Raw genomic sequence first — 16,305 nt, 5'->3', positions numbered from 1 at the left:
GGTTCTCCTAGCCGATCAGGTTGAGGGCATTCCACGGGGCCGGCAGTGCCTGCCCCTGCAGGCGGATATCGGCGCTGGTGATGTTGCCGAGTACGGTGGCCTTGCCAGCCTGCAGGTCGATGCTGGGCTTGCCCAGGTTGCGGACGCGGTTGGCGTTGAGCACGGCCAGCGGCGCGCGCAGCTGCACCGACCCGACGGCGTTCTGGCCGAACAGTTCGCACTGGTTGTCACCGAACATCAACTCGCCGCCGACCTGCACCAGGGCGACGGGCGCCACGCCACGTGCGGCAAGCGCATTGCCGAGCACGCTGGCCACGGCGCCGCGCGCCACGGCGGCGGTGGCGTGGGTGAAGTCCAGCATGGCTTCGGAGATCCAGGTCGCCATTTCGTCCAGGACCAGCACGTTGCGGGCGTCAAGGCGAACGGTGGACTGGCCTGCTTCGTGGTTGACCATCATCAGGCGGTTGCCGAGCTGCTCGGGCAGGAACAGGGTCTCGCGGACGAGCAGCGCGTACCAGGGTGATTTCCCGGGCTGGGACTCGTCGTCCCGACGAATCCGGTTGTTGGCGATTTCGGTCTGCTGCATAGGCGCGCGCACCAGGACGCCGGCCACGGTGCCGGTGAAGTCGGCGGCCGGTCCGACCCGGTCGACCTCGTTGCCGTGAATACGCGAGCGGGTGACCCCGGAGATCAGGATGCCGGCGACCAGCAGCCGGTCGGTCGGCCCACGGGCGATTTCATGGATCTGGTTGCCAGCCACGGTTGCGGCCGCCGTCCGGGTGACCGCAATGGCCGCGGCGATGCCGTCACTTTGGTTCGAATTTGCTCCAGATATGTTTCTCAAATGATTGTTTTCTATGCTTGTCGCATCGGACTCTGCTTCCTCGCTCATGACGATGCCGGCGCCGCAGCCGCTGACCGTATTCAGCTTCACCAACAGTTCGCTGACCGGGCTGCGGATGGCGATGCCGGTCCCGCTGAAGTTGCCGACCTGGTTGGCCAGCACGTGGGCCTGCGCGCCGCCGGCCTGGCCGAGTCCGGCAACCAGCGCGATGCCGTCGCTGGGAATCTGTCGCCCCGCCTGGGCGAGACCCGCGAGGCGGTTGCGGTCGATCCAGCAGCTGCCCATGCCATTGGCGATGCCGTGACCGCTCACCTCGAGGTTGTTGGCTTCCAGGTGCAGCGAACTTCCGGGCAGCGCCAGCCCGGGGGTGACGATGCCGGCGGTGTCGCAACCGAGCAGCTGGTTTGCCGCGACGCGGGTTTCCCACAGGTGCGCCACGATGCCATCCAGTGCGATGCCGCGATCGCGGCAATAGAGCAGGTTGTGCTCGATGAACGAGCCACCCAGCAAGGCGTAGCCGGCCCGGTTCTTGAGGTCGCCGGTTTCGGTGCGGATCCCGTCGGGCGCCAGCAATGCGTTGTCCTCGATCCGCGCACCGATGCACAGGCCCGACAGGGCGATGGCGGCGGCGTTGCTGTCGTTGCCGCCAAAGACGTAGACCAGCAGCTCGCGCAGCGACAGGCCGAGCACACCGCGCACGGCGACGGCGGCATCCTTGCCCAGCGCCAGCACGGCGAGCTTCTCTACGCAGATCGCCGTGCTGGACTCGATGTCGAAGGCCGTACCCTCGGCGGTCAGCACCGTGGCAGGACCCTGGCCGCGGATCGACAGCGAGCGGGCACCGGCGATGCGCACCGGTTCGCGCAGCGCGTAGGTGCCGGTCTGCAGGCAGATCGTGCCGCCGCTCTCGCGCAGCTGGTCGACCGCCACCTGGATGGTGAGCTGGCCGCTGTTGTGCGACTCCGGCGTGACGCAGCGCGTGCAGCCGCAGTCGTCACCACCCTGCGGTGGCCAGCCGTGACGGCAGTCGGTCACCGCGCTTGCGGCGACGTCCCAGAAGCCGAGTCGCGCGTAGTGGTGATGGATGCCGCGCGGCGGTGCGGCGTCGAGCTGCTCGACCGTGGCATCGGCAGTGCGCGCGGCGAACACCCACCAGTCGCCGCTGCGGAAGCCGTGGCTGCCGATGCTTGCAAACGAGACGATGACGCCGTTCTCCAGCAGCAACTCGGTGCCCGCAGCAGGCACGTCGATCACGCCGCTCGAGCCGGGTGCGTCCAGGTCCTGCACCTGGGTGGTGGAGCCGCTGCCGGTCGTGCGGAAGACCGGTCCGCCCTGGTCCCAGCGCCGCACGCGCAGGTTGCGCGTGGCGGGTAGCGTATCGTCGGGAAAGGCTGCGGGCAGCATCGATGCCGGCAGCGCTGGAGCGAAGACGATGCGGCGATTGCCGGGGTCGGGGATCTGGATCTGCCGCATCTCGCCCGGCTGCTGGGCGAACTCGCGAACGTCGTCGACGATCTCCACCCAGTCGCCGTCGGCCAGGCCGAGCACGTCGTCGCGGCCGAGGGTGTCCAGCTCCAGTTCGGTGGCGGAGACGTAGCTCGCCACGCGCGAGCCGACGCTGGCGTTTTCCCGCGACCACTTGAATGTGGCGCCGGCTCCGGGCATGCCGGGGTCGTGGATTTCGACCCGGTACAGCTGGTTCTCCAGCCCGCGGTAGCCGCCGGTAGGCGGCAGTTCGCAGGGATCGTCCACCGGCGGCACGTCGTAGGTGCCAGTGGTCAGTCGCCCCTCGCTGGGGGCGATCACCTCGCTCCAGCCCGGCAGCTCGTCGTCCGGCGTGGCGCAGCTCGCGCCGTCGCCGGCCTCGTCGGCAAGCACGCGGACCTGCCACACGGTCTGCAGGCGCGAGCTGGCGTCCACGCCAACCGCCGGCTCGACCACCGCCGGCATCTCCAGCGCGGTGACCTCGCGCTGCCACACGTCCAGGTACACCAGGTGCCGCCCGCTGGCGGGCAGGGCCGGTGGATCGGGCAGGTGCGGCTGGGTGGTGTAGGTGAGCGGATCGGCGAGGCGTGGCTCCGCCATCAGCGGATCGAATTCGGCGCTGCCGCCGCCGTGGTTCTCGGCCAGCAGGCCGTCGACGTACAGGCGACCTCGGGCGATGGCCAGGTCGCTGCCGGCGGCGGTGATCTTGAAGGCGTCCGGCGTGGTCTGCGAGACCGTCGCACGGCCCAGCACGTCCCCGGCCAGCGCGCGCAGGCGCCGGTCGAGCACCGCCACCAGTTCGTTGGCATCGGCATCGAGCAGGACGCCGCCCTGCTTGAGCTGGACCCCGGCCCAATCGAGCAGCGGATCATGTCGAACACGTGAGAAGTCGGTGGCCATGGGCAGGCTCCATCAGGTGACATGGAAAAGGCCTGCGTCGAGTCCGTAACGCAGGTATTCATCGAGGCGGATGCGCAGATTGCCCTCGCGCTGGGGCTGGGCGAGGTCGTGCATGACGCCGATCTCGCCCTCGTCGCTGGCGCCCTTGGCAAGGGCGTCCGGCGTGCTGTCGCGAAGCTGCAGGTAGGCCGGCTGGCCGTAGTGCATCGCGTTGAACCAGGGATGCACGCGCGGGTGTGCAGTGTCCGGCAGGCAGTGGTAGCGGCGCGGCGCGATGCTGCCCGGTGGCAGCCAGCAGAAGCGCACGCAGCCCTGCTGGGTGCGCTCGGCGCGCACTGGGGCGATCCAGCCGTCGCCGCTCGCCAGCGCCGCGACGAACAGGCTGTCCGTGGCCAGGTCGATGCGTTGCGCGTAAAGCTTGCCGACCACCGTACAGGTGCGCAGCGTGACCGCGGCGCCCGGGGCGTCGGCGGCCGTGCCGGCATAGGCCACCGCCGTCGGCGCACCGGCATCGACGATGCAGTCGTCGAACTCGACCTGGGCACCGGCCACGGCGCGCACCGCTCCGACGATGCAGTGCTCCAGTCGCACCCGGGCGAACGGATGCTCGATCACCAGGCTCGGCGTACCCGGCGACTGCGCGCTGGCGTCCGGGTTCAATGTCAGGCCCGGTACCAGGGAGCAATGCCGCAGCACCAGCTCGCGGGTCTCGTCATCGGCGCTGGCCGGTAGCGACAGCCCCCCGCCGCTGATCACCAGCCCGTCGAGGACCAGCTGTCCGCGCGCGCCGATATCCAGCGTCATGTCGCCGGTGGCGGCGAGCAGTGGTCGGGCGCCGTTGTCGGCGGCGACCACCACCTGGCGACCGGGAGACGTGGCATCGGCCGGAGCGTCCACGTGGAACGACGGCGTGCCGGCGTAGGTGAGGCTGTCCAGCACGCGCAGCCGACCGCCCGCGGCGATGGCGTCCAGGTGCGGCTGCAGCGGCTCGGACTCACTGGCCTGGCGTTGCGTGGCCAGCGCTTCGCCATCCGGCGTGCGTTCGTACTCGCCGCCGCCGATGTTGCGGGCGAAGCCGTAGTGGAAGGTGGCGCGCAGAGGCAGGGCGACGCCGGCACCGAGCAGTACCCGGCCGCGCTCGGGATCGAGACCGATGTGTCCGGTAGCGATACCGTCCTGGTGATTCCAGTTGCCGCCGGACACGTCGCGCAGGTCGGCGATGACGATGGCGTCGGCCGGTACCGGCTCCCAGGTGCCGGGAGCGGTCGCCGGGCGCAGCAGGACGACGCTGCGGTCGGCACCGTAGTCGCTGGCGAGCCGGTCGGCCTCGGTAGCGCCAGCGGCGAGTGCGGCGCGCTGCGCGGCGGCCATTGCCCGCACGCCCAGCGGAGCAGGGGCGTTCGCCGGCTCGCTCAGGGTATCGATCGATGCCTCGACCCGCGGGCGTCGGAACAGCGCCAGGTCCGCGCCGAGCGGATTGAAGCGGAAGCGCCGGCCGCTGGCGTCGGCGGGGTCCGGCACCAGCGGGATGCCGGACAGGCGCATCGGCAGCAGCCGCCACAGGAAGATGCCGATGTTGGGAATGCCGTAGCGGCCGCCGCCGAAGCGCCCGTGTGCCTGCGGGCGGCGCATCCCGGCGGTATGGGCGACGGTGTTGAAGGCACCGTCGAGCGCACGCATCGCCGGCTGCGAGCGCAGGTCGGCGGTCGCCGGCGCCTGCGGCCGCAGGTGCTTCATGTACTGGGTGGTGGCCAGCTGCTGGAAGAACTCGGCGACGTGGGCGGGCCAGTCGGTGAGGTCGCGGGCCAGCTGCTCCAGCATCAGCGCGGTGCCCTTGCGCCGGCGGTAGGCGATCGTGTTGGCGACCTCGGCGCGCGGGGAGAGCGCGGTGCCTCCGGTGTCGTGCAGCACGCGGTAGCCGATCAGGTCGCCGATGTACGGCGCGACCCATTCCTCGCAGGTCTCGATGAACTGGTCGTCGTACAACTGCGCGATGTCTTCCTCGAGCGCTTCGAGTTCGCGCGCGAACAGCGCCAGCAGCGCACGCAACGGTTCGCCCTGTTCGGCATCGCGGATGCGCTGGATCGACGGCAGCAGCGCATAGAGGCGTTCGGCATCCAGGCTCATGGCAACACCTCCAGCCGGTCCAGCGGCGCGGAATCCAGGGTCAGCAGCTCGGCCGGCTGCGCCGCGCCGGCGCTGACGCGCATGCGCGAGGCGAGCAGGCGGACCTGCCGCGAGGGCAGCGTCTGCGCATACGGCGCGGTGCCGCCGTAGAGCCGGTCCAGCTCGATGCCGACCACCCCGGGCACGCCCTGCGCGATCGCGATCACTTCGGACTGCTGCACGGCCTGGCCCAGCGCACGGCGCGCGAATCCGAAGGCATCGCGCAGCGCCGCCTCCACCGCGGGCAGCACCTGTTTCGGGTCGCGGTCGTCGGCGCACTTCACGCGCAGGCCGAGGCGGAAGGTGCTGGCCTGGTAACCCATCAGGCGCAGCGCGACGTGCGGGTCGCCACCATCGCGCAGCGCGTCGCGCAGATGGCTCCATACCGTGCTGGGAGCCGGCACGGCGTCGCCATCCTGGCCGGCGACGGTGATACCGACGACCGACTCCCGGCCGAGTCGCAACACCGCCGCCTGGGCCTTGGCGATACCGCTGAAGGCACGGGCGAAATCCTCGTAGTCCAGCAGCGACACCACCCGCCCGAGCGTCCGCGTGGTCAGCGGCATGGCGGCCCGCGCCTGGTCGGCGCTGTCCGGATCGGTGCCGCCTGCGGCGGCGAGCGGGTTGGCCACGGTCTTCAGGCCGAGCGGGCGGGTCATCAGCTGGGTCAGGCTGTCGGCGCGCACGTTGCCCGCCTGGCCGATACCCTTGCGGTAGACCGCGCGGACGTTGTTGACCCCGCTGGGCAACCGCGCGCCACGCACGCCATCGCCGAAGCGGACCCAGTCGCGTCCGGTTTCGTCGGTCTGCAGGGTGAACACGCGTTCGCCGTCGGCGGCACCATAGAGCGTCGGCCGCTCCTTCCACTCGATGCCGGCGACGCGCAGGGTCAGCTCGCTGGCCGCGCCGGTTTCGCCGGCCGCCGCGCGCCAGGTCAGCGGCGTCTGCTTCAGCTCGAAACGCTGGAACGCGCGGCTGGCGTCGCCGGAGCCGAGGATCTGGCTGACGGTCTCGCCATGCCGGGCCAGCGCGACATTGCCGGCCACCGTCACCGAGTCGCGCAGCAGGGCGGCCGGCAGTGGTGGGTCGATGGTCAGCCGGGCAAAGGCGCCGTCGGCGTGTACCGCGGTCAGTACGGCGGGATGGGTCAGGGCGATGCCGTCGGTCCGCGTTCCCTGGACGATCACTCGCCGCCCCGGCAGCAGTCCGTCCGGAGGCAGCGCGATCGGGACCGCATCGTCGGTCACCGCCGTGGTGACCGGGCGCGGGGCCAGCTGCAGCTCCTCGGACTGCACGAACACGCGGGTCTCGCGCACCTGGTAGCGGAACAGGTCGTAGTTGTCGCCCTGCAGCCGCAGCCGGGTTGCGGTGCCGGCCAGCGCGAACTCCTCGCGCGAGATGTCGCTGGCGGCAGCGACCGCATACAGCTCGACATAGGTGCCGGCGGGCGCCGGTTCGGCGGCGTAGTCGTAGCCGCCGCGCGCCAGCACGGCATAGCTGCCCGGCGCCACGGCGGGATAGGCGGCATCGAGGTCGACGTAGCCGCCGTCGGTGGTCGGTCCGGCGGGCGACAGCTGGAACGACGGCCAGTTGCCGGGATCGGTGGCGCTGTCGAGATAGCCGCTGCGGAAAGTATCGGCCGGGAGCGTTCGCCACATCGGTGCGTTATGGCCGAACACCGAGGCACGCCGGCGCAGCGCGAAGACGCGCACGCCGGTGCTGGCCGGATCCATGTACGGACCGTATGAGCCCAGGCCCCGGCGCCATTCGACCCGGGTACGGTCGCGCTGCGGGTCGGGGCTTACCGCGCTGAGGATGCGGAAATCCCAGCGGTTGGAGCTGTGGTTGCCATCGAACTCGCTGCCGACGATCAGCAGCGCGTCGCCAGGCTTGAGTCCGGTGGCGACGCCCTGCAGCCAGGTGGTCTGGTCGCCCCATGCCGGCAGGTTGGCCTGCGTGAGCCACGGGCGCATCAGGTTCCATTCGGGGCGCGCATCGACCGGCTCGACCGTCTCGAAGGTTTGCGGTTTCTCGCCCGGGCCCGGCACGCTCTGGACTTTCAGGCCCACATCCAGCGTGACCTGCTCGGGGATGCCGGTGACGAAGGCGCCTGGCTCCGGTGGTGCCCCCGGCGGCGGCTGTCGCGGTTGCTCCACGGCGAAGGCGAGCCAGGTTTCGGCGGCCACGCCGGGCCGCAGGCGGTAGCCGATCAGTCGCGCCATCTCCTGCAGCGAGACGCGCTCGGTGGCGGTGCGCAGCCACGACTCGTTGGCGACGCGCTCTTGGTAGAAGGTCAGCACGTCGGCGCTGCAGGCGAAGGCGTCGATCAGGGCGATGGTGAAGTCGTCGGGGTCACGCGTGCGCAGCCGCTGCAGCGGCTGGAAGGCGGAGTCGGACAGGCCCGCCAGCAGGCTCTCGCGGAACTGCGCGTAGCCGCCAATGCGGTAGTCGATGGCCGACAGCCCGCTGCGGTTGGCATGGATCTCGGGCGTGGAGGTCTCGATGCCCTCGCAGCAGCCGCAGGCTTCGCTGCCGGGCGGCGGGATGACGCTCCCGGCCTTGGGGTCGGGCACCAGCGGGTTCATTGGCCGCCTCCTGCCGACAGCGTGAGCCGGCCGCGTTCACGGAAGTTCGGGTTGTTGGCCAACTGCGGGATCTCCAGCCGGCCGGTGCGGATCACGCCCTCGGCGAGGGTGGTGTCGTTGTCGCCGACCAGGCGCTGGAAGCGGTCGACCCGTACCGAGGCGACCCCTTCGACCGCCTGCGCCGCAGCGACCACCGCGCTGAGGTAGACCGGGTCGCCGAAGCTGTAGCGGTCCGGATGGAACAGCCCGAGGCTGCCGTCGCTGTGCGTGCGCGCATCCAGCGCCTTCGCCACGGCGCCGAGCACGTCGCTGCGGAAATAGCCGGGCTTGACGCAGAGGTGCAGGGCGATATCCAGCGGCACCGGGCGAGGCGCGTTCACCTCCAGGTCGTAGCCGGCCATGCGGAAGCGTTCCAGGTGGCGCCGCAGGCGCGCAGCGAACGGTGCGTCGACGGCCGCGCCACCGGGCCGGTCCGCACTGACGAAGACCGTGTACCAGCTGCCGGTCCAGCGGAACGTGCCGGCAGCCCGGTCCACTTCGACACTGCGTTCGGCAGCTGCGGCGTAGTCGGCCTCGGTGACGGCACGCTCCTGGGTGCGGAACGCCTGCGGAGCGTCGCGGCGGGCCGCTTCGACGTCTTCCGGCTCGACGCCGCCGGCGGCCGGCATGGGCTGGGCGATGCCGGCGATCAGCGACGGGTCGGGCAGATCGAGCGGGTTGTCGTACAGGCCGGGATCGAAGACCAGATGCGCCAGCGACTCGGCGCCCAGGTTGCCGCTGCTGCCGTTGCCGATGCGGTAGCGGGCGGTGAAGACGGTGCCCGGATTGGGGCGTTCGCCGTGGCGGTCGTCGCCGAAGCGCAGATGGGCGCTCCCGTCATGGTCGGTCTCGACCACGAAGTGCGGGGCGGCGGCGTCGCTGGCCAGCAGGTCGAACTGCGGCGTCCAGCTGCGTGCGGTGGCGCCGCTGCCGCTTCCCAGGACGATCCGCGGCAAGGCGTGCCGCGGGTCCAGCGGCAGCAGCTGGCTGGCCGGCCAGAACGCGGTATCGGTGGCATCGGGCGCGGCGGACAACAGCAGGTCCAGATCGAAGCCCTGGGTGAGCGGGCGCTGGCCCAGCAGCGGCCGGTAGCGCACCAGCACCGATACCGCCGGCGGCGTGCCGCACCGGCCCGCGTCGCGCGCGCCGGGGGCGTAGCGGCGCATCCGGTCGGACACTGCCGGCAGGTCTTCGGCGGGGAGCGTACGGCCATGGTCGGCCAGCACGATGTTGCCCAGCGCCACGCTGATCGCCGCGCCCGGTCGCTCCGCCACGCCCAGGCACAGCGGGAAGGGCAACGCATCGGCACGGTCCCAGCCGATCCGGGTGATCGCCAGGGCCGCGTCCACCGGCGGGTCCTCGAACAGGCGGCCGGAGGGATCTTCGGTCGCCTCCACCCGGGTCAGCCGCACCGCCCAGCGATGCGTGCGGTCGGCATCGGCCGGGTCGAACGTCTCCGGTCCGAGCACTTCCTGGAACACCAGGACATCGCCCACCGCCAGTGGCGGATGCCCGACCAGTACCGCCTCCGTCGCTCCGCGCGGCAGGCAGCAGCCGAGGTCGCCCCAGGTATGGAAGGCCATCGTGTTGCAGGCGTCGTGCAGGATGATCCTGTGCGCGGTCTCGAACACCACCGGGTCGGTGTCCAGTGCATCGCGCTCGGCGCGTGTGCCGTGTTCGATCACCGTCGCGGCGCGGTCGACCCGGCTCAGCAGGGGTGTACCTTTGGCCAGCACCACGGCGCCCGCGCCGTCGGCCAGCCGCACCTGCACCCAGGTGCGGGCATTGCAGCCGTCGTGCAGGCGGTAGTCGACCAGGCGGGCATGGCGGCGGATCGATGCGCGCTGCCGCGCGGTCGCCAGGTAGGCCTCGTTGGCCACGGCATCCTGCCGGTAGGAAAGCTGGTCGGCGGCATACGCCAGCAGCTCGACCAGAGTCATGCCGACGTCCGCCGCGGAGCGCTCGCTCCAGCCGGGCGCGAGCAGGCCGAGGCGGTCCAGCATCAGTCGCCGGAAGCCCGGATAGTCCTTGGCCAGATAGTCGATGACCGGCGTGGCCACAGCATCGGGCGGGCAGGGCTGCGCCGCCGCGCAATCGAAGTCGGACAGGCACTCGACCTTGAACGAGAAGGCGATGCGCGACAGCTGCGGGTCGAAGCCGGCCGGCGCGACGTCGCTGCCCGAGTTGGCGACCAGCGCCAGCGTGTACATCGAATAGTCGCCGCTGCCGTCGGTACGGATCACCAGGGTGCGGGCAGGGTCGTCGACGCTGTCGACCAGGCCCGCCTCGGCCTGGGGCGGCAGCGCGTCGGCCGGCGCGCACCACACCACGCCGACGTTGCGGATGCGCTCGCCGCCGTCGATGCGGATGTTGTCCGGGGTCAGCGTGAAGCCGTCGCGCAGCAGTCGCACGAACAGCGTGCGCTGGCGCGGTATGCCCGGTGGTGCGGCGCGGTCGAGCACCTCGACGAAGTCGATCGCGTTGTCGCTTCCGAAGCGGCGCAGCACTTCCAGTCGACGCGGCTCGCAGCAGTGGAATCTCATGTCCGGGCTCCCGGCACCGCGACCATGGCACGCCGGCCGGCTTCCTCCCCGGCCAGCCGGTAGTCGACGTAGACGCGCAGCGCACCCTCGTCGCTTTCCACGTCCACGCGTTGCACCGCGATCAGGTGCGACAGGTGCTGCTGCAGAGCGCCCTGCACCAACATCCGGGTGGCCGCGGCCACCGCGTCGCTGTTCGGCTCGAACAGGCGCTGCAGCAGTCCGCTGCCGAACTCCGGACGCATCACGCGCTCGCCGGGAGCCGTCAGCAGGACCTGCTCGATGAGGTCGCGGACGTGGTCGGCGTCGTCCGGCTGCGCGGTGCGGCCGCGATGGTCGAAGGCGTAGGGGTAGTCCACGTTCGGCATCGTCGATCCTCCTAGGTGGCCAGTGCCCGGGTCTGCGTCGCCACCGCCAGCATCCCGGTGCCGGGCGCCACGCACACCGCCGATCCGCCGACTACGGCCAGCGGCAGTCCGCCGGCCGTGACGCGGGTGGCGCCGGCGAGCCACTGGCCGGTGGTGCAGGGCGGGGCGGAGGTGCCAGTCAGGGCGCAGCCGGCGATCGCGTAGGGCGTGGTGACCTGCACCACCGGCTGGCCGGAGACGGTGACCCGCGGGAACGGCGCGGCCGGCAGCGCGCTGCCCGCGTGCATGCACAGGACGGTGGCACCGAGATGGACGATGGGCATCGGCATCTCACACCACCGTCAGCGCGCCGAGGTTGATGTCGACGGTCGGGCCGGTCATGTTGATCGTGGCGCCCTGGCCGTTGCTGATGATGATCCCGGTGTCGCTCACCGAGATCATCGCGCCGCCGGCGGTGCGGATCAGGATGCCGCCGGTGGGGCCGGGCAGGTCGCTGATGGTCAGGCCGTTTGCTGCCAGCGTCTGGAGGGTGATGCCGCTCACCCCGGGCGGCACCACCCGCGCCATCACCGGCACGTCGGCTTCCGCGTAGAAGCCGCCGACCCAGATCGGGTGATCGGGGTCGCCGCGCTCGAACTCGACCCAGACGCCGGCACCGACCGGCGGCACGGTGAACATGCCCATGTTGGTACCGGCCACCGGCAGGCAGGGCATGGCCCAGCCGATCGGCAGGTCGCCGCCGACGTCGGGCACCTGCACCATCAAACGCCCCTTCATCAACGGGTCAACGTTGTTGATGACCAGGCCGCGGTACTTGCCGTAGACGGGAGCTGCGCTCATACCGGCACCGTCGGCAGGGTGGAGATCAGGCCGTTGCGCGCCAGCGAAAAACTCTGCTTGTACGAGCCGCGCTCGATCCGGTGGCTGACGCTGCTGACGTAGTACAGGCCGTCGAACGGTTCGCCGGCGCCACGCACGCCGACCAGCCGCCGCGACTTCAGCAGGCGACCGTAGCGGGTGACGTCGAGCTGCCCGGTGCCGAACACCGAGTCGCTGTTCTGCCCGGCGAAGGCCAGTCCGCGTGCAAGCGCGCCGGCGACACCGAGGTGGGCGGTGTCGGTGAGCTTCTCGATCTTCGGAGGCAGCGGCGGCACCAGCCCCAGTGGCGGGTTCAGCGGGGTGATGTCGGGGATCGGGATCGGGATGCCGGTCTTGCTGTTCGCTTCCTGGAAATAGACGATCGGCATCTTTTTCCGCTCGCGATCGAAGTTGAAGCTGATCTGCTCGACGGTGTTGCGCGCGTCCATGCCGGTGGTCAGTGCCGGCTGCGCTTCGCCGACGCGGATTTCCGGCCCCCAGTAGGCGAAGCTGGTGCCGGCGGTCGGGCCCGGCTCCAGGTAGAAGGCGTAGCCGGCCTCGCTGGCCAGGCGCTTGACGTAGGCGTAGTCCGAACCCTGCTGGGTCGGGATGCGATCGGTCGGCAGCGGCGGCTCGTCGACGATGCTGGGGATCACCTTGGGAATCACCCCCAGTGCCGCGTACTTGGCCAGGATCAGCAGCACGCGGACCGACGGCGGCATCGCCGGAAACGGCAGGCCGGGAATCTCCACCACGTCCATCAGCGCGGAGAGATCCTTGCCCTTGACGACCAGCCGGCTGACCCCGCCCTCGCCGGGCACGGTGTCGACGTTGGTGGCCAGGCCGTCGACGATGACCTCGTCCGATCCGCTCAAGGTCGCCACCAGGATCACCCGCATCAGCGGCACGCCGCCGCCACCGCCGGTAATCAGGAACATTGTGCGCAGCGGCGAGCGCACCGGCAGCTCGAAAGTCAGTTCGAACCCGCTCTGGGTATCGCCCGAGCCGCTGTCGACCTGCGCCGAGACCAGGGCCTCGATCACCTCGCGCGGTGCCGGCACCGGCACCGGGCCGATCAGCAGGGACAGCCGCAGGCCGCGTGCATCCAGGCTCACGCCGCACCTCCGGTGGGAACCGCCACACGGCGACCGGGCTGGTCGGTGAGTTCGGTCGGGTCGGTCACCGCGTTGGCGTCGGCGATGCGCCAGTACAGCAGCGGGTCGCCGAGCACGCGTGCGGCCAGCAGGTCGGGGCGGTCGTACGGCGCGACCACCGCGCCGACCGCGGCGGCCAGCGCCTGCGGGATGAAGCGCCGTCGCACGTAGGCGATCGGCGGGTCCTCCGCGCCGCGCGCATACAGCGCCAGCGGCACGTCACGGTAACGGCTCATCGGATCGAACGGCTGCTGCGGGATCGCGCCGGCATCGATCAGCATCTGGATGGGGTCGGTCATGGCGTCCTCACGGCAGTGCATCCAGGCCCAGCGACTGCAGCGTGGCGCCGGTGGCCATGCCGGCCAGCGCCTCGCGCGTACGCAGGTGGTTGATGAACAGCGAACCGCCGTGGTGGCGGAAGCCCAGGTCGTCGGTCGACAGCACGCGCAGGCCGAGGCTGACCTTGGCGCGGATCGGGTTGAGCGCGGGGTCGAAGGCGTCCTCGGTCACCGACAGCTCGGTGACGCGAACCGGGGCGATCCGATTGCGGCTCCAGATGAACAGCACCAGTGGCGCTTCTGGCGGGATGATCTCCAGTGTGCCGCTGGACGCGAGCGCATCCAGCGCCATCAGCTCGGCTACGCTGGGATTGACCAGCGACTCCAGCACCGCGATCTGCGGGGCAATGCCGTTGCGTACCGCGACGCCGTTGCGGTCGGGGAATTCCAACTGGTCGGTGGCGTCGATCTCGGCCTCGACCCGCAGCGTCTCGATCGCCGGCCCCTTCAGCCGGAACGGCTGTGCACGCTCACCGCCGCCGTCGCCACCGGTACCCTGCACCTGGTAGCTGCGCGAGAGGGTGTCCGGGTTGTACTGCAGGGCGATCGTGCGCAGTGGGGCGCCGTTGCCGCCCGGTGGCAGCACGACCAGGCCACCCTTGATCAGCTTCGGGGAAGACGACAGGCTCATGGCTTCTCCTCTGGCGGCTCGTGCATCCGGACACGGGACTTCTTCCCCGCGATCAGGGGCGCGAAGTCGATGCCGGAGAGGGGTTGGCCGCCATCGGAAACCGTCAAGGTGGACGGATGCGATGCGTCGGCTTGCGCCGCCTTCTGTTCGTTGTCGCCGCTGCCGCAGGGCATCGGCTCGTGGCTACCGGCATACGCGTCGCGCTGGACCTCCCGCCGGGCGGCGCTATCCTGCTGAATCGTGTGCGCCAGTTCGTGCGCCAGCAGGTGGCGACCACGGCTGGTCGTCGGCGCATACATGCCGTGGTTGAAGACGATGTCGTGGCCGGTGGTGTAGGCATGCGCATGCAGCGCCGCCGCGGATGCCGCCGCAGCGCTGTCGGCGTGAATGCGTATCCGCGAAAAGTCATGCGAGAAGCGCGCCTCCATGAAGCCACGGGTCTCGGCATCCAGCGCTTGTCCGCCGGTGGTCAGCGCCCGGTCGACCGATGCGTCGTGAGCGGACGACGCTTCATCGCTGGCGCCATGGCTGCCGTCTGCGCTGCGCTGCAGGAGTTGCTCGTCGTCGAGGTTGCGGAACGCGTTGTCCGACTCGCCGTTGGTCCATGCCGGTTTGGGTACCGGGCCGGTCGCATGGCTTCCACTGCCGCCGCCGGCAGTGGACCCGTGCTCTCCACAGCCCTGCACCAGGCCCGACGACGGTGTCTGTCCAATGCGCGGCAGGCTGCGATCGCTGATGATCATGCGCGCGAAAGCGCAATTGTCGGCGAGACGCGGCGGCAGCTGGCTGGGGCGCGGCAGGTGGTCGTTGTTCCTGTCCCGGGTCAGCGTCTTGCGCGCCAGGCAGTTGAACACCGTCGACCAGTTGGCCGGAGCCACGCCCGCGTGCCGCGCGACGGCGCGTTCGGCACTCGCCTGGCTGGCGAAGGTGGTGTGGGCGGAGGCGATCGCATTCACGGCGTCGGCGAAGCGACGCAACGAGAGATCGAACGCCAGCTGGAAGTCCGCACAGTGCTCGCGCTCGCCATCTCGGATCTTGTCGGCACCGGACCGGGTGATGATCCAGCGCAGTGGGATACGGCCCGAGGGGCATCCCGTGGTGCCATCCTGATCGATGAAGTGCGCCTGGCCCTCGTCGAACACGCCGGCGTCCGTATACACGGAGGGGATCGTCGGCAAGCTCGCCGTGGTCGGATCGATGCGTACCCGTCCGCCGCGGACGCGGGTCGTGGTGACCGACGGCCGGACGACGGCGTTGATGTCCAGTCGGGTCAACCCGAAATCATCGGTCGAGGTACCCGGCTGGGTCAGGTAGTTGGCGCGGCTGAAGGCCGTCGGAGCGCAGGTTGGCGGGGGGGGCGCGGTGGGTGCCGTGGCGGAACCCGTGGTCGCCGTACCGGCATCGCCGTCGGCATGCGGTGCTTCGAGCCGCGACGGATCGGGCGCCCCCGGATGCGTTGGCGATCCGGAGCCATGATCCTGGCGCTGCAGCAACGACGCCGGTGATCGAACCGTGACCCGCGGAGTGCGACCGGCCATCACCGCGTCGGCGGCATGTTCGGCCTCGCGCTCGCCGGCGTCGCCCGGAACGCTGACCTGCAGGCGCGGCTGCACCGGCCTTTTCTTCTTCGCGCAATCCGGGCACGTGCGCTGTGCATGCGTGCTCCCGCACGATGCGCAGCGCCTCTGCACGACCCGGTTTCCGTTCGCCGGGGACCGCGGTTCGACGGCCGCAGAGAACATGCGGTTCACGGCGCGCCTCCCGTAGCCGGGCCCGTCGCTGGCGGTGCGCGATGACGGCGCGACGAGCCCGGTGCACCGACGCGTGCGCGCACCAACTCGATGAACGGCTCGGCCAGCACGATCGTCTGGATATCGCGCAGGCGGCGTTGTCCGCCTTCGGGTGAGTCGCCGTAGGCATCGGCGTTCACCCGGCGCAGCGCCTCGTTGTAGTCGGAGATGCACTCGGCCTGCTGCTCGGCGTTCCAGTCGGCCCATTCGATGTGGTTGCGCACGGCGCTGCGCCAGTCGTAGGCGGCGTTGCGGTCGCCGCCGGAGAGCGTGGCGGCCAGTTGCGGAATAAGGCTTGACGGGATGTAGGCCAGTCCACCGTTCTGGTACTGCCACACGTGTCCCATCTCGTGGGCAAGGACCAGTTGCCCGGCATCCGACAGGTTCATGGTGTTGCCGACGAAGTGCTCGTCCTGCAGGTTGATGGTGTTGCCGACAGTGCGCGCGGCGCCGGTGGACAGGGCGCTGCCGCGGGTGATGGTGACGGCGTCGTAGTTGACCGAGTCGCGGAAGATCTCGCGCAGGTAGGTCTTCTCTGCGCTGCTCAGGCTGCGGCTGCGGCGGGTGGCCATGTCGCCGGCGATCGCGCCGCCGACCAGTCCCGCCA

12 protein-coding genes are annotated in these 16,305 nt (G+C 70.7%); all 12 read right to left on the bottom strand.

Annotated features, from left to right (window positions below; genetic code table 11):
* Nucleotides 1–7: 7 nt before the first annotated feature.
* The gene (locus C693_RS0102755) at nucleotides 8–3,229 is read right to left on the bottom strand and encodes a DUF6519 domain-containing protein (RefSeq protein WP_017460722.1); all 3,222 of its coding nucleotides are present in this window, start codon (nucleotides 3,227–3,229) and stop codon (nucleotides 8–10) included.
* Nucleotides 3,230–3,241: 12 nt separating this feature from the next.
* Nucleotides 3,242–5,356: a hypothetical protein gene (locus C693_RS0102750; RefSeq protein ID WP_017460721.1), complete on the bottom strand. Its 2,115-nt coding sequence runs from the start codon at nucleotides 5,354–5,356 to the stop codon at nucleotides 3,242–3,244.
* The gene (locus tag C693_RS0102745; RefSeq protein ID WP_017460720.1) at nucleotides 5,353–7,980 is read right to left on the bottom strand and encodes a putative baseplate assembly protein; all 2,628 of its coding nucleotides are present in this window, start codon (nucleotides 7,978–7,980) and stop codon (nucleotides 5,353–5,355) included. Before C693_RS0102745 ends, C693_RS0102750 begins: the two co-directional genes overlap by 4 nt.
* Nucleotides 7,977–10,562, bottom strand: a complete 2,586-nt coding sequence (locus C693_RS0102740) for a putative baseplate assembly protein (protein WP_017460719.1) — start codon at nucleotides 10,560–10,562, stop codon at nucleotides 7,977–7,979. The genes C693_RS0102745 and C693_RS0102740 overlap by 4 nt, the downstream gene beginning before the upstream one ends.
* Nucleotides 10,559–10,927 (bottom strand): GPW/gp25 family protein, encoded by a 369-nt coding sequence (locus tag C693_RS0102735; protein ID WP_017460718.1) that lies wholly within the window; start codon nucleotides 10,925–10,927, stop codon nucleotides 10,559–10,561. The genes C693_RS0102740 and C693_RS0102735 overlap by 4 nt, the downstream gene beginning before the upstream one ends.
* A gap of 11 nt (nucleotides 10,928–10,938) precedes the next feature.
* Nucleotides 10,939–11,256 carry a hypothetical protein gene (locus tag C693_RS0102730; RefSeq protein WP_017460717.1) on the bottom strand — a complete coding sequence of 106 codons (318 nt, stop codon included), beginning with the start codon at nucleotides 11,254–11,256 and terminating at the stop codon, nucleotides 10,939–10,941.
* 1 nt (nucleotide 11,257) lies between these two features.
* Entirely contained in the window at nucleotides 11,258–11,767 is a 510-nt protein-coding gene (locus C693_RS0102725) for a phage baseplate assembly protein V (RefSeq protein WP_017460716.1), read from the bottom strand.
* Nucleotides 11,764–12,900 carry a hypothetical protein gene (locus tag C693_RS0102720; protein ID WP_017460715.1) on the bottom strand — a complete coding sequence of 379 codons (1,137 nt, stop codon included), beginning with the start codon at nucleotides 12,898–12,900 and terminating at the stop codon, nucleotides 11,764–11,766. The genes C693_RS0102725 and C693_RS0102720 overlap by 4 nt, the downstream gene beginning before the upstream one ends.
* Nucleotides 12,897–13,238 carry a hypothetical protein gene (locus tag C693_RS0102715; RefSeq protein ID WP_017460714.1) on the bottom strand — a complete coding sequence of 114 codons (342 nt, stop codon included), beginning with the start codon at nucleotides 13,236–13,238 and terminating at the stop codon, nucleotides 12,897–12,899. Before C693_RS0102715 ends, C693_RS0102720 begins: the two co-directional genes overlap by 4 nt.
* Before the next feature lie 7 nt (nucleotides 13,239–13,245).
* Nucleotides 13,246–13,908 (bottom strand): hypothetical protein, encoded by a 663-nt coding sequence (locus C693_RS0102710; RefSeq protein WP_017460713.1) that lies wholly within the window; start codon nucleotides 13,906–13,908, stop codon nucleotides 13,246–13,248.
* Nucleotides 13,905–15,521, bottom strand: a complete 1,617-nt coding sequence (locus tag C693_RS23965) for a DUF4157 domain-containing protein (RefSeq protein WP_052329342.1) — start codon at nucleotides 15,519–15,521, stop codon at nucleotides 13,905–13,907. The genes C693_RS0102710 and C693_RS23965 overlap by 4 nt, the downstream gene beginning before the upstream one ends.
* A gap of 134 nt (nucleotides 15,522–15,655) precedes the next feature.
* The coding region (locus C693_RS22485; RefSeq protein ID WP_198506822.1) for a hypothetical protein at nucleotides 15,656–16,305 on the bottom strand (650 nt) is incomplete at its 5' end.

It is taken from the genome of Dyella ginsengisoli LA-4 (genome assembly GCF_000334915.1).
Lineage (GTDB): Bacteria > Pseudomonadota > Gammaproteobacteria > Xanthomonadales > Rhodanobacteraceae > Dyella_A > Dyella_A ginsengisoli_A.
The sequence above is the reverse complement of the archived record's forward strand: the minus strand, read 5'-3'. Positions and strand labels throughout refer to the sequence as shown.

What these genes read in the sequence shown, in the direction of transcription:
- C693_RS0102755 (WP_017460722.1), bottom strand. Translation starts at nt 3,229, where the DNA reads ATGGCCACCGACTTCTCACGTGTTCGACATGATCCGCTGCTCGATTGG.
- C693_RS0102750 (WP_017460721.1), bottom strand. Translation starts at nt 5,356, where the DNA reads ATGAGCCTGGATGCCGAACGCCTCTATGCGCTGCTGCCGTCGATCCAG.
- C693_RS0102745 (WP_017460720.1), bottom strand. Translation starts at nt 7,980, where the DNA reads ATGAACCCGCTGGTGCCCGACCCCAAGGCCGGGAGCGTCATCCCGCCG.
- C693_RS0102740 (WP_017460719.1), bottom strand. Translation starts at nt 10,562, where the DNA reads ATGAGATTCCACTGCTGCGAGCCGCGTCGACTGGAAGTGCTGCGCCGC.
- C693_RS0102735 (WP_017460718.1), bottom strand. Translation starts at nt 10,927, where the DNA reads ATGCCGAACGTGGACTACCCCTACGCCTTCGACCATCGCGGCCGCACC.
- C693_RS0102730 (WP_017460717.1), bottom strand. Translation starts at nt 11,256, where the DNA reads ATGCCGATGCCCATCGTCCATCTCGGTGCCACCGTCCTGTGCATGCAC.
- C693_RS0102725 (WP_017460716.1), bottom strand. Translation starts at nt 11,767, where the DNA reads ATGAGCGCAGCTCCCGTCTACGGCAAGTACCGCGGCCTGGTCATCAAC.
- C693_RS0102715 (WP_017460714.1), bottom strand. Translation starts at nt 13,238, where the DNA reads ATGACCGACCCCATCCAGATGCTGATCGATGCCGGCGCGATCCCGCAG.
- C693_RS0102710 (WP_017460713.1), bottom strand. Translation starts at nt 13,908, where the DNA reads ATGAGCCTGTCGTCTTCCCCGAAGCTGATCAAGGGTGGCCTGGTCGTG.